General features: G+C 71.9%; 13 protein-coding genes. 10 read left to right on the plus strand and 3 right to left on the minus strand.

Features of this window, described 5'->3' with window-relative positions; translation table 11 throughout:
• The first annotated feature begins 11 nt into the window (after nt 1-11).
• The 10 genes from ACBJ59_RS07265 to ACBJ59_RS07310 all read left to right on the plus strand — a co-directional run bounded on the left by ACBJ59_RS07265 (nt 12) and on the right by ACBJ59_RS07310 (nt 10,912).
• Nucleotides 12-1,676, plus strand: coding sequence for a CTP synthase (locus ACBJ59_RS07265; protein ID WP_375109363.1), 1,665 nt, complete (start codon nt 12-14; stop codon nt 1,674-1,676).
• Nucleotides 1,673-2,284, plus strand: coding sequence for an NUDIX domain-containing protein (locus ACBJ59_RS07270; protein WP_375109364.1), 612 nt, complete (start codon nt 1,673-1,675; stop codon nt 2,282-2,284). Before ACBJ59_RS07265 ends, ACBJ59_RS07270 begins: the two co-directional genes overlap by 4 nt.
• 15 nt (nt 2,285-2,299) lie before the next feature.
• Nucleotides 2,300-3,205 carry a site-specific tyrosine recombinase XerD gene (locus ACBJ59_RS07275; protein WP_375109365.1) on the plus strand — a complete coding sequence of 302 codons (906 nt, stop codon included), beginning with the start codon at nt 2,300-2,302 and terminating at the stop codon, nt 3,203-3,205.
• A gap of 123 nt (nt 3,206-3,328) precedes the next feature.
• Complete coding sequence (locus tag ACBJ59_RS07280) at nt 3,329-4,264, plus strand: ParA family protein (protein ID WP_375109532.1); 936 nt, start codon at nt 3,329-3,331, stop codon at nt 4,262-4,264.
• Entirely contained in the window at nt 4,261-5,079 is an 819-nt protein-coding gene (locus tag ACBJ59_RS07285) for a segregation and condensation protein A (RefSeq protein WP_375109366.1), read from the plus strand. The genes ACBJ59_RS07280 and ACBJ59_RS07285 overlap by 4 nt, the downstream gene beginning before the upstream one ends.
• A gap of 433 nt (nt 5,080-5,512) precedes the next feature.
• Nucleotides 5,513-6,064, plus strand: coding sequence for an SMC-Scp complex subunit ScpB (scpB, locus tag ACBJ59_RS07290; RefSeq protein ID WP_364118670.1), 552 nt, complete (start codon nt 5,513-5,515; stop codon nt 6,062-6,064).
• 1,073 nt (nt 6,065-7,137) lie between these two features.
• Complete coding sequence (locus ACBJ59_RS07295) at nt 7,138-8,001, plus strand: pseudouridine synthase (RefSeq protein WP_364118640.1); 864 nt, start codon at nt 7,138-7,140, stop codon at nt 7,999-8,001.
• Nucleotides 8,002-8,073: 72 nt separating this feature from the next.
• Nucleotides 8,074-8,433 carry a chorismate mutase gene (gene aroH / locus ACBJ59_RS07300; RefSeq protein WP_364118642.1) on the plus strand — a complete coding sequence of 120 codons (360 nt, stop codon included), beginning with the start codon at nt 8,074-8,076 and terminating at the stop codon, nt 8,431-8,433.
• 96 nt (nt 8,434-8,529) lie between these two features.
• The gene (locus tag ACBJ59_RS07305; protein ID WP_375109367.1) at nt 8,530-9,690 is read left to right on the plus strand and encodes a prephenate dehydrogenase; all 1,161 of its coding nucleotides are present in this window, start codon (nt 8,530-8,532) and stop codon (nt 9,688-9,690) included.
• Nucleotides 9,691-9,763: 73 nt separating this feature from the next.
• Nucleotides 9,764-10,912 carry an NAD(P)/FAD-dependent oxidoreductase gene (locus ACBJ59_RS07310; protein ID WP_375109368.1) on the plus strand — a complete coding sequence of 383 codons (1,149 nt, stop codon included), beginning with the start codon at nt 9,764-9,766 and terminating at the stop codon, nt 10,910-10,912.
• 93 nt (nt 10,913-11,005) lie between these two features.
• Here the strand turns inward: ACBJ59_RS07310 and ACBJ59_RS07315 are convergent, their stop codons facing one another.
• The 3 genes from ACBJ59_RS07315 to ACBJ59_RS07325 are packed head-to-tail and all read right to left on the minus strand — an operon-like array spanning nt 11,006 to nt 12,958.
• Entirely contained in the window at nt 11,006-11,200 is a 195-nt protein-coding gene (locus ACBJ59_RS07315; protein WP_364134888.1) for a DUF2795 domain-containing protein, read from the minus strand.
• Nucleotides 11,201-11,220: 20 nt separating this feature from the next.
• A complete protein-coding gene (locus ACBJ59_RS07320; protein ID WP_375109369.1) occupies nt 11,221-12,117 on the minus strand; it encodes a glycosyltransferase family 2 protein in 897 nt (298 codons plus the stop codon).
• A complete protein-coding gene (locus ACBJ59_RS07325; RefSeq protein WP_375109370.1) occupies nt 12,110-12,958 on the minus strand; it encodes a glycosyltransferase family 2 protein in 849 nt (282 codons plus the stop codon). Before ACBJ59_RS07325 ends, ACBJ59_RS07320 begins: the two co-directional genes overlap by 8 nt.
• Between the last annotated feature and the right edge of the window lie 70 nt (nt 12,959-13,028).

The following is a 13,028-nucleotide window of genomic DNA, read 5'->3' on the forward strand; positions in this document are numbered from 1 at the left end:
CGGGAGCCCCTTTGCGCAGCGCATCGCAAACCAAGCATCTGTTCGTCACCGGCGGTGTCGCCTCCAGTCTCGGCAAGGGGCTCACGGCATCCAGCCTCGGTCGCCTGCTCAAAGGGCGCGGTCTCAGGGTCACCATGCAGAAGCTCGACCCTTACCTCAATGTCGACCCCGGCACCATGAACCCGTTCCAGCACGGCGAGGTGTTCGTCACCGACGACGGTGCCGAGACCGACCTCGACGTCGGCCACTACGAGCGGTTCCTCGACACCCACCTGCACGGCTCGGCCAACGTGACCACCGGGCAGGTCTACTCCAACGTCATCGCCAAGGAGCGGCGGGGCGAATACCTGGGCGACACCGTCCAGGTCATCCCGCACATCACCAACGAGATCAAGGACCGGATCCGGGGCATGGCCGGTCCTGACGTGGACGTGGTCATCACCGAGGTCGGCGGCACGGTGGGCGACATCGAGTCGCTGCCCTTCCTGGAGGCCGTGCGGCAGATCAGGCACGAGGTCGGGCGCGACAACGTGTTCTTCCTGCACGTCTCCCTGCTGCCGTACATCGGGCCGTCCGGGGAGCTCAAGACCAAGCCGACCCAGCACAGCGTGGCGGCGCTGCGCAGCATCGGCATCCAGCCGGACGCGATCGTGCTGCGGTCCGACCGGCCCGTGCAGACGGCGATCAAGCGCAAGATCAGCCTGATGTGCGACGTCGACGAGGACGCCGTCGTCTCCGCCGTGGACGCCGCCTCGATCTACGACATCCCGAAGGTGCTCCACACCGAGGGGCTCGACGCCTACGTGGTGCGCCGGCTCGGCCTGCCCTTCCGCGACGTGGACTGGAAGGAGTGGGAGCAGCTCCTGCGCCGGGTGCACCGGCCGGCGAAGGAGGTCACCATCGCGCTGGTCGGGAAATACATCGACCTGCCGGACGCGTACCTGTCGGTCACCGAGGCGCTGCGCGCCGGCGGGTTCGCCAACGACGCGCGCGTCAACATCCGCTGGGTCAAGAGCGACGACTGCGAGACCCCCGACGGCGCCGAGCGCGAGCTCGACGGCGTGGACGGCGTGCTGATCCCCGGCGGCTTCGGCGTACGCGGCATCGAGGGCAAGATCGGCGCCATCCGCCACGCCCGGGAGGGCAAGATCCCGCTGCTCGGCATCTGCCTCGGCATGCAGGGCATGGTCATCGAGGCCGCCCGCAACATGGCCGGCATCGAGGACGCCAACTCCGCCGAGTTCGACCCCGACACCAAGCACCCCGTCATCTCCACCATGGCCGACCAGGAGGACGTCGTCGCCGGCGAGCGCGACATGGGCGGCACGATGCGCCTGGGCAGCTACACCGCCAAGCTCGGCGAGGGCACCCTCGCCCGGCACCTCTACGGCGGCAAGGCCAAGGCCGACGAGCGCCACCGCCACCGCTACGAGGTCAACAACGCCTACCGCGAGCGGCTCGAGAAGGTCGGGCTGGTCTTCTCCGGCCTGTCGCCCGACGGCCGCCTGGTCGAATACACCGAGCTGCCCATCGACGTCCACCCCTTCTTCATCGGCACCCAGGCGCATCCCGAGTTCCGCTCCCGCCCCACGAGGGCCAACCCGATGTTCAAGGGTCTCGTCAGCGCCGCCCTGGCCTACGCCGACAGCCGCGTGAGCGCCAAGGTGGGGCCGTGAGGATCGAAGACACGCCCGAGGCGTGGGACGTGGTCGAATCGAGACCTCGGTTCAAGGGCCACATCATCGACGTGGTCACCGACACCGTCAGGATGCCGCGTGACGAGGTCGCCGAGCGCGACTACGTCGTGCACCCCGGAGCCGTCGCCGTGCTCGCGCTCGACGACCGCGACCGGGTCCTGATGATCAGGCAGTACCGCCATCCCACCCGCCACCTGATGTGGGAGCTGCCGGCCGGGATCCGCGACGTGGCGGGCGAACCGCTCGTCACCACCGCCGCCCGCGAGCTCGCCGAGGAGGCCGGATACCGCGCCGACACGTGGCACACGCTGGTCGATCTGCGCTCCTCGCCGGGCATGACCGACGAGCGCGTACGCGTGTTCCTCGCCCGCGGCCTGACCAGGATCCCCGACGCGGAGAACGGCTTCGTGCACCGGCACGAGGAGATCGACATGCCGGTCGAATGGGTCCCTCTGGCCGACGCGGTCGAGAAGGCACTCATGGGAATGATCCACAATTCCTCGACCGTGGCCGGTATCCTCGCCGCATATGCGGCTTCGGTTGAGGGGTTGGCCCTGTTGCGCCCCGCCGACGCCCCGGAGGCGTGACGGAAGGACCAGTTCGTGGAGGCAGTGCTCTCCAGCTACCTCGCCCATCTGGCGGTGGAACGGGGCCTGGCTGCCAACACGCTCGCGTCCTACCGTCGTGACCTTTGCCGATACTTCGAGCACCTCCAGGCGCGCGGGCGCCTGGAGCTCGACGAGGTGGGGGAGGCCGACGTGCTGGCCTTCCTCGCCGCGCTGCGCGAGGGCGACGGGGAACACCCCGCGCTCGTCGCCAGCTCCGCCGCCCGCGCCGTCTCCGCCGTACGCGGGCTGCACCGTTTCGCCCTGCGCGAAGGCGTCACGGCCCACGACCCCGCCCACGAGGTACGCCCGCCGCGCCAGCTCCGCAGGCTCCCCAAGCCCATCGGCGTGGACGAGGTCGAGCGCCTCATCGCCGCCTCCGGCCCCGACGGCGCCCCCCTCACGCTGCGCAACCGCGCCCTGCTGGAGGTCCTGTACGGCACCGGCGCCCGCATCTCCGAGGCCGTCGGGCTGGCCGTGGACGACCTGGAGGACGACCAGGTGCGGCTGCGGGGCAAGGGCGCCCGTACGCGGGTGGTGCCGCTGGGGCGCTATGCCCGGTCGGCGCTGGACGCGTACCTCGTGCGGGCCCGGCCCGGCCTGCTCGCCCACGGCCGCGGCACCCCCGCGGTCTTCCTCAACGCCCGCGGCGGGCGGCTGACCAGGCAGGGAGCCTGGGAGGTGCTCCAGGCCGCCGCCGAACGCGCCGGACTCGACGGGATAAGCCCGCACGTACTCCGGCATTCCTTCGCAACTCACCTTTTGGACGGCGGGGCGGACGTTAGGGTGGTTCAGGAGTTGCTCGGCCACGCCTCTGTGACGACCACTCAGGTCTACACGCTGGTGACGGTCGACAAGCTCCGCGAGGTCTATGCCGCCGCGCATCCGCGTGCCCGGCAGTGATCTATAGTCTTTTGGGACGTGCGCCGCCCTCGGCGTGCCGCCTTGCCGCGTTAAGTGGTGACGCCATAGTGTCCGTCCGGACGGTCCGGTTCGGGATCGTCAGGGAGGTTCGAGCTGGTGACTGTGACGACCAAGGGTTCGACCCCGGGGACCCCCGACAACCCCTGGGGCGACACGAAGACCAACGCGCCTTCGAACGGCGTCAATCTGGGTCCCACGCAGCGACCCAGACCCGTGTTCCCGGAGCCGGTGCCCCCGGCGGTGCACGGCCCGGCGCGCGTGGTCGCGATGGTCAACCAGAAAGGTGGCGTCGGCAAGACCACGACCACCATCAACCTGGGGGCCGCCCTCGTCGAATGCGGCCTCAAGGTGCTGCTCGTCGACTTCGACCCGCAGGGGGCGCTGTCCGTCGGCCTGGGCATCAACCCGCTCCAGCTCGACCTGACCGTCTACAACCTGCTGATGGAGCGCAACGTCACCGCCGAGGACGTGCTGCTCGAGACCGGCGTCGAGGGGCTCGACCTGCTGCCGAGCAACATCGACCTGTCGGCCGCGGAAGTGCAGCTCGTCACCGAGGTCGCCCGCGAGCAGGTGCTCGGGCGCGTGATCAAGCCGCTGCTGCCGCACTACGACGTGTGCCTCATCGACTGCCAGCCGTCGCTGGGCCTGCTCACCATCAACGCGCTGACCTGCGCGCACGGCGTGATGGTGCCGCTGGAGTGCGAGTTCTTCGCCCTGCGCGGCGTGGCGCTGCTCATGGACACCATCTCCAAGGTGCAGGAGCGGCTCAACGAGGAGCTCGAGATCGAGGGGCTGCTCGCCACCATGTACGACGCCCGCACGCTGCACGGGCGCGAGGTGCTGGCCCGGGTGGTGGAGGCGTTCGGCGACAAGGTGTTCCACACCGTGATCAACCGTACGGTCCGCTTCCCCGACGCCACGGTGGCCGGCGAGCCGATCACCACGTTCGACCCGTCCTCCCTGGGCGCCAACGCCTATCGTGAGCTGGCCCGCGAAGTGCTGTCGCGCTGGCCGGCGCCTGCGACAATGGCCAGGTGACCGCAGAGCAGACCTCACCTCAGGGCTTCCAGGTTCACCTGGACGTCTTCGAGGGTCCGTTCGACCTGCTCCTCGGCCTCATCGCCAAGCACAAGCTGGACATCACCGAGGTCTCGCTCTCCAAGGTCACCGACGAGTTCATCGCGTACATCCGGTCTCGGGGCCCCGAGTGGGACCTCGACCAGACCAGCCACTTCCTGCTGGTGGCGGCGACCCTGCTGGACCTGAAGGCGGCCCGGCTGCTGCCGTCCGGCGAGGTGGAGGACGAGGAGGACCTGGCGCTGCTGGAGGCCAGGGACCTGCTGTTCGCCCGGTTGCTGCAGTACAAGGCGTACAAAGAGGTGGCGAAAGTCTTCGCCGGGCGGATGGCGGAGGAGGCGCTGCGCTTCCCGCGTACCGTGCGGATGGAGGAGCAGTTCGCCAGCCTGCTGCCCGAGCTGATCCTCGGGATCGGGCCCGAGCAGCTCGCCCGGATCGCGGCCAAGGCCTTCATCCCGAAGCTGCCGCCCACGGTGAGCGTGGGGCACATCTACCAGCCGCTGGCCAGCGTCAAGGAGCAGGCGGCGATCCTGGTCATGCACCTGCGCCGGCTCCGGCGGGCCACCTTCCGCGCGCTGGTCTCCGACTGCGAGGGGACCTTCGAGGTCATCGCGCGGTTCCTGGCCGTGCTGGAGCTGTTCCGGGAGTCGGCAGTGACGTTCGAGCAGGTCGAGCCGCTGGGGGATCTGCACGTGACCTGGACGGGGACCGACGACGGGGATGTCGCGGTGGGCGACGACTACGAGGAATCGGCGGAGAAACCATCTGATGACTGACGACAACCCGCTGCCCAACCCCCGCAGGTCACCGGATTCGCAGCCGCCGCTGCCCGCCTGGATGACCCTCCCGGGCTCCCTCGTCCAGCCGGGCGCCCCCCATGTGGAGGACGCCCCGGCCGATGAGGTGCCGTCGGGGGAGGACGTGGCGGCGTTTGGGCCGGGGGAGCCCGGCGGGACAGACGCGGCCGAGGACGCCGCGGCCGAGAGTGCTGCGGGCGAGGACTCCGCGGGCGAGGACTCCGCGGGCGAGGGTGCCGCGGGCGAGGGTGCCGCGGCGGACGATCCTGCGGACGACGCGCCCGGCTCGGGGCCTTCGGGCGCCGGGTCGGTGGGGCGTGGTGCGGCGGAGCTCGGCGCAACGCGTGCGGCGGTCGGCGTGGCTGACGTTGAGGACACGGAGGACGGGGCTCAGGGGCACGGTGAGGGGGCGGTGGGGGAGGGGCCGACGCTGGGGGCGGCGTTGGAGGCTATCCTGCTGGTGGTCGACGAGCCCGTCGCCGAGGTGACCCTGGCTCAGGTGCTGGAGCGGCCCACCCATGAGGTGGGTGCGGCTCTGCGTGGCCTGGCTGCGGAATATACCGCTGCCGGGCGGGGTTTTGACTTGCGAGAAGTTGCGGGCGGCTGGCGGTTCTACACGCGTGCCGACTGTGCGCAACTGGTCGAGCGGTTCGTACGCGACGGCCAGCAGACGCGGCTGACCCAGGCCGCGCTGGAAACACTCGCGGTCGTGGCTTACCGGCAACCGGTGAGCCGTGCCCGCGTCGCCGCCGTGCGCGGCGTCAACAGCGACGGCGTCATGCGGACGCTCGTCGCCAGGGGGCTGGTCGAGGAGGCCGGCACCGACCCGGAGAGCCAGGCAGTGCTCTACCGGACAAGCTCATACTTCCTTGAACGTCTGGGACTGCGGGATCTGAGCGAGCTCCCCGAGCTCGCGCCCTTCCTCCCCGACGACCTGGAAAATCTCGAGGAGACAACAAAGTGATCAACAGGCGCAGCACCCCGTCCGGTGATGGACGCGGTCGTGGGCGTACCGGCGGCTCCGGCCGCAGCGGGCGTCCCGCCTTCCGTTCCGACGACACGCGCGGCGGTTTCCGTCGCGACGATTCCCGTGGCGGCCCTCGCCGTGACGACGACCCTCGTGGCGGTTTCCGCCGTGACGACGACTCCCGTGGTGGCCCCCGCCGGGATGACGACTTCCGTGGTGGGGCCGGGCGAAGGGACTCCGGGCCTCGCCGTGACGGCGATTTCCGCGGTGGGCCCCGCCGTGACAACGACTTCCGTGAGCGCACCTCACGTGACTCCCTGCGCGCCGACCGGGGCGGATCCCGGGCTCGGTTCGGCAGGCGGGACGGCGACAACGACAGCCGTGGCGGCAGTGGCGGCAGCAGTAGCGGCGGCCGCTATCCGCGTGAGGAGCGGTTCTCGCGTGGTGAGCGTGGTAGTTCCTGGAGCAGCGACCGGAGCAGCGACCGGAGCAGCGACCGGAGCAGCGACCGGAGCAGCGACCGGAGCAGCGACCGGAGCAGCGACCGGAGCAGCGACCGGGGCCGCGGTTTCGACCGTGGGCCCGATCGTGGGGCCGATCGTGGTTTCGACCGTGGTGGTGAGCGGTCCAGGGGCGAGCGTGAGGGCTCCCGTTTCGGTCGTGGTGACCGTGAGGGCGCCTACGGTCGCGAGGGCCGGGACAGCGGCCGCTACGGCCGTGAGGACCGGTACGGCCGTGGTGAGCGGGCCCGTGGTGAGCGGCCCCGTGGGGACGAGCGGGGCGGCTACCGTCCCGAGTCCCGTGATGATCGCGGTGGGTTCCGGGGCGAGGCGCGCGGTGAGCGTGGCGGGTTCCGTCCCGAGTCCCGTGACGATCGCGGTGGGTTCCGGGGCGAGGCGCGTGAGGAGCGTGGCGGGTTCCGGGCCGGGCGGAGCGGGCGCCGGGAGGATGCCGCTCCCGGGAGCGCGGGCTCGACCAGGTCCCGGTACGGCAGGCGGGACGGCGACGATCGCGGTGCCCGGCAGGGCGGCGGTGACCGGCGCGCACCCCGTACGCCGCGCCGCGACGACGTGCAGACCGTCGGTGGCGGCAGGCGCGAGAGCTACGGGAGCCCGCAGCACGACCGGGTGAAGGCTGCCAGGCAGCCCCTGCGCGACCGTAACTTCTACCCCGAGGGCTACACCGACGAGCGCGACACCACCGAGGTCCCCGGCGGCGTACGCCTGCAGAAGGTCCTCGCCCAGGCGGGCGTGGCCAGCCGCAGGGCCTGCGAGGAGATGATCGGCGACGGCCGCGTCACCGTCAACGGGCAGGTCGTACGCAGGTTCGGCGCCAAGGTGGACCCGGCCGCCCAGGTCATCCACGTGGACGGCAAGCGCATCCCGACCGCGCCCGACCTGGTCTACTACGCCCTGAACAAGCCCATCGGCGTGGTCTCCACGATGGACGACCCGCAGGGGCGGCCGTGCCTGGCCGACTACGTCGAGGAGCTGGCGCCGAGGCTGTTCCACGTGGGCCGGCTCGACACCGAGACCGAGGGCCTGCTGCTGCTCACCAACGACGGTGAGCTGGCCAACAGGCTGACGCACCCGAGCTACGGCGTGCAGAAGAAATACTGGGCCAAGGTGCCGGGGCCGATCCCGCGCGACCTGGGGCGCCGCCTCAAGCAGGGCATCGAGCTGGAGGACGGCATCGCCAGGGCCGACAGCTTCGCCATCGTGCACGAGCACGGCCAGCAGGCGCTGGTCGAGGTGGTGCTGCACGAGGGCCGCAAGCACGTCGTCAGGCGGATGCTGGAGGAGGCCGGTCACCGGGTGATCGACCTGGCCAGGATCGAGTTCGGGCCGGTGAAGCTCGGCCGGACCAAGCCGGGCACCGTCAGGGCGCTGAGCTTGAAGGAAGTCGGCGAGCTGTACGCGGCCGTGAAGCTGTAATCTGGCCGGACGCAGGAGCCCGTGCGGAACCTCCGCACGGGCTCTCCCGGTTATAAGAGGGGAACGAACCACATGGTGCGGGCGATCCGTGGGGCGATCCAGGTGGACGCCAACGACCGCGACTCGGTCATCTCGGGCACGACCGAGCTGGTCAGCGCGATCATGGAGCGCAACAGCCTGACCCCCGACGACGTGATCAGCGTGCTGTTCACCGCCACGCCCGACCTGACGGCCGAGTTCCCGGCCCTCGCCGCGCGCAAACTGGGCTTCCACGAGGTGCCGCTGATCTGCTGCACCGAGATCGACGTGCCGGGGGCGCTGCCCCGCGTCGTACGCCTCATGGCCCACGTGGAGACCGACCGGCCGCGTTCCGAGATCCAGCACGTCTATCTGCGGGGCGCGGTGGCGCTGCGCCAGGACATCGCCCAATAAGCGAGCCCGAGCAGGTAAGCCTAGTAAGTAAGCGACCGGCAAGTCGGCCGTGCAACACTCCAGCATCCGTATCGCCCGATAAATCAGGACATCGAGATGGAACTTCGCACCGTGCTCGTCGTCGGCACCGGTCTCATCGGCACCTCCGCTGCTCTGGCGCTGCGCAAGCGGGGCGTGCGCGTGCTGCTCGCCGACCGCGACCAGGGAGCCGTACGGCTGGCACGGGAGCTCGGCGCGGGCGAGGAGTGGGCCCCAGCCATAAATCCCGCCGCAAATCCCGCCGCAAATCCCGCCGCAAATCCGGCCACGGACTCCGATATCAGCCCCGCCGCGCAGCCGGCAGAGCGGGTGGACCTCGCGATCATCGCGGTGCCCCCCGCCCACGTGGCCACCGAGCTGCTGGAGCTGCAGCGGATGGACGCGGCCCGCTTCTACACCGACGTCGCCAGCGTGAAGGCGGAGCCCATCCACCGGGCCGCGCAGCTCGGCTGCGACCTGTCCGCCTACGTGGCCTCCCACCCGCTGGCCGGGCGCGAGAAGTCCGGGCCCGGGGCCGCGAGGGAGGACCTGTTCCTCGGGCGGCCGTGGGCGCTGTGCCCCACCGAGGAGTCCGACCCCGAGGCGAAGGCGGCCGTGCTGCGGCTGATCGAGCTGTGCGGGGCCAACGCGGTCGAGGTGAGCGCGGTCGACCACGACCGCGCCGTCGCCGTGGTCTCCCACGCGCCGCACGTGGCCGCCTCCGCCGTGGCCGCCCGCCTGGCCGACGCCACCGACGTGGCGCTCGGGCTGGCCGGACAGGGCGTACGCGACGTCACGCGGATCGCGGGCAGCGACCCGAGCCTGTGGCTGGGCATCCTGTCCGGCAACGCCTCCCCGGTGGCCGAGGTGCTGGAGGCCGTGGCCAACGACCTGGCCGACGCCGCCAGCGCGCTGCGTGCTCTGGCGGAGGGCGACGGCACCGCCACCGGCGAGCTCACCCAGCTCCTCAAGCGCGGCGTGGCCGGCCACGACCGCATCCCCGGCAAGCACGGCGGCCCCGCCTCCGACTACGCCGCCGTCCAGGTGGTCATCGGCGACCGCCCCGGCCAGCTCGCCCGGCTGTTCCAGGTCTGCGACGAGGTGGGGGTCAACGTCGAGGACGTACGCCTGGAGCACGCCCCCGGCCTGCCCCTGGGCATCGCCGAGCTGTCGGTCGAGCCCGACGCCGCCACGACGCTCACCGAGGCCCTGCGCGAGCGGGGCTGGCAGGTTCCCTGAAAATACTCGGGGCCTGATGTCACATCCGCGCCTCCTCGATCCGTCTGCAGGTCGAATCGAGGAGGTACGGAAGATGACTGACATCCTGGTACTCGGCGCAGGCTACACGGGCGTCATGGCGGCCATCCGGGTCGCCCGCAGGACCCGCCGCACCGGCGGCAAGGTGACGCTGGTCAACGCGTCGCCGAGGTTCACCGAGCGGCTGCGCCTGCACCAGACGGCGGCGGGGCAGCGGCTGGCCGACCACCCGCTGGACGAGGTGGTGGCCGGCACCGGCATCGCGTTCGTCCAGGGCCGGGTGAGCGCGGTCGATCCCGAGCGGCGCGAGGTGCGGCTCGACGACGGGCGGACGCTCGGCTACGACAAGCTGATCTACGCACTCGGCACCGTCACCGACGTCTCCGTCCCCGGTGTCGCCGAGCACGCCTACTCCTACGACGACCACGCGGCCGCCGTACGGCTCTCGAAGCATCTCGACACCCTGACCCGCGGCACGGTGATCGTGGCCGGGGGCGGGCTGACCGGCATCGAGTCGGCGACCGAGCTGGCCGAGACCCGCCCGCACCTGCGCGTCATCCTGCTGACCAGGGGCCGGCCGGGCTCGATGATGGGCCGGGGCGCCCGCGCGTACCTGGACGCGGCGCTGGAGCGGCTCGGCGTGGAGGTCCGCAGCGGCGTGGACATCACCAAGGTCCTGCCGGACGGCGTCGAGCTCGCCGGCGGCGAGCTCCTCCACTCCGACGCCACGCTCTGGACCACCGGCACCAGGGGGCTGCCCGTGGCCGCCGGGTCGGGACTGAGCGTCGACGCCCGCGACCGGATCGTGGTGGACTCCACGCTGCGCTCGGTCTCCCACCCCGACGTGTACGCCGTCGGCGACGCCGCCGCCGTCAGCCAGAAGTTCGGCGTCATGCACGGCACCTGCCAGGGCGGCATCCCCACCGGCCTGCACGCCGCCGACTCGCTGGCCGACACGTTGCGCGGGAAGGCGCCGAGGCCCTTCAAGTTCGGATATTTCCACCAGCCGGTCAGCCTGGGACGCGGGGACGCGGTCATCCAGTTCACCCGGCCGGACGACAGCCCGCGCAGGTGGTACCTGACCGGGCGGGCGGCCGTCTTCTACAAGGAGACGGTGAGCAGCAGCCCGATACCGATGTTCCGGCTGCTCAAGCGGGGGCTGGTGCCCGTGCGGGCGTTCGCGCTGAGCGCCCTGCCCTCATGAGGGCCCTCATGAGGGCCTTCATGAGGGCCCTCATGGGCGGCAGACAGCGCGGCGGGCGGGACCGGTGGTCCCGCCCGCCGTGCTCCCCACGGATCAGCGTTTCGTGACCGCCTCGCTGACGGCGTTCGGGCCGTCGTAGCGGCGGTCGGGCATGGCCTCCAGGGCCTGGACTATGTCGTTGCCCGCGTTGTGCTCGCGAGCTGCCTTGATCAGATCGTCCTTGGTGGCCGGGTAGTCGACCCCGCTCAGATGCTTCTGCAGGTCGATCGGGTTGGGTGCAGTACTCATACCTGCCTGCTGCCCCGCGTTCACGAGACGTAACGGCGCGCCCGCGAGTTGGCCTGCGACGCCTCCAGGCTCGCCAGCCGGGCCTCCACCCGCGGCGGTACGCGCCGCCGCTCGGCCAGCACCCACGGCAGGCCGCGCAGGGCGTCCAGGGCCGCCAGCGCCGAGACGCGGTCGCGCGGCACGGTCGCCGCCAGTCGCAGGGTACGCCGCAGCGCCGCCGGGACCGGCCGCCGCAGCCAGGTGAACCAGAGCGTGTTCCGCAGCCCCACCCGGCGCCTGGCGTGCGCGTCGCGCTGCTTGGAGGCCTGGTGGTGCACGGTCAGCTCCGCCAGGTAGCACAGCTCCCACCCGGCCGTGGCCAGGTCCACGGCGAGCAGCTCCTCCTCACCGCCCAGCCACAGCCGCCGGTCGAAGCCCCCGCACTCCAGGAACGCCTCCCGCCGCAGCACCGAGGCGCCCGCCAGGAAGCTGCCGAGCGCGGGGCCGGGCAGCCAGGCGGGGCCGCGTACGGGTGAGTCCCGCAGCTCGGCCACGATCGGGTCGTCGCGCCCGCCCGGCTCGGTCAGGATGCGGGCCGTGACGACGGCCAGCCGGGGATGCGCGTCGAGCACGTCGGCGGCCCGCGCCAGCGAGCCCGGCGCCCACCAGGTGTCGTCGTCGGCGAAGGCCACGTACGGCGTGCGCAGCCGCTCCACCCCCACGTTCCGCCCCACGGCGCCCAGGTTCTCGTCGAGCGCGACCACGTCCACCTCGGGATAGGCGGCCGCGACGGCCTGAGCGGTGCCGTCGTCCGAGCCGTTGTCCACCAGCACCACCTGGGGCCGCTCCGGCAGCGCCAGCAGCCTGCCCAGCGAGGTGAGCACCTCCTCGCGCCGGTTCCAGGTGATCACGACGGCTCCCACGCGCTGATCAGCCACCGGTACGCTCCAGCCTGCGCCGCGCGCGCTCCACCGAGACCGGCAGCCCGCGCCGCTCGGCCAGCGCCCGCGGCAGCCTCCGCACGGCGGTACGCAGCCCCTCCCAGCCCGCGGGCCCGCCGCGCAGCGCCTCGAACGAGCGCCGCGCCACCACCCGCCAGGGGCGGCGCAGCACCGCTGTGAGCACGGCGTTGCGGGCGGCCAGGACCTGCCTGCCGCGCGGGTCCCGGGCCGGCGAGGGATGGTGGTGGGCCACCACGTCGTCCACGTACGCCAGCCCCCACCCCTTCGCGGCCAGGTCCATGGCCAGCCGCTCCTCCTCGCCGAAGAAGAAGATCACGTCGTCGAACCCGCCCGCCTCCAGGAACGCCTCCTTGCGCACCACCGCCCCGCAGGCCAGGAACCCCAGCACACTCGGCCCCGGCAGGTCCGGCTCGACGCCGAGCGGGGAGTCGCGCATCAGCTCCGACACCGGGTCCAGCCGCTCCTCCGGCCCCACCAGCACGCGCGCGCCCAGCACCGCCAGGCGGGGATGGGCGTCCAGCACGTCGGCGGCCCGCTCCAGGGCGTCCGGCGCCCACCAGGAGTCGTCGTCGGCGAAGGCGACGTACGGCGTCTCGGCCATCTGGACGCCGATGTTGCGGGCGGGGGCGCCCAGGTTCCGGCCCGCCTCGACCACGTGGACGTCGGGGAAGTGGCGGCGGACGAATACGGCGGTCCCGTCGGTGGAGCCGTTGTCCACGAGGATCACCGGGCGCGGGTGCAGGGGGAGCGAGCGGGTCAGCGCCCGAAGGCGGTCCTTGCTCGCCACCACCACCGTGACGCGGGCTCCGTTCTTCACACCGTGTCACTTACCGGGCGGGCAGCTCTTAGTCCTCCCGCGGCCGTTGACGGGCCGGTGGGAGGGGCGT

Origin of the sequence: Nonomuraea sp. MTCD27 (assembly GCF_041950495.1) — a bacterium.
In the GTDB taxonomy this organism is placed as follows: domain Bacteria; phylum Actinomycetota; class Actinomycetes; order Streptosporangiales; family Streptosporangiaceae; genus Nonomuraea.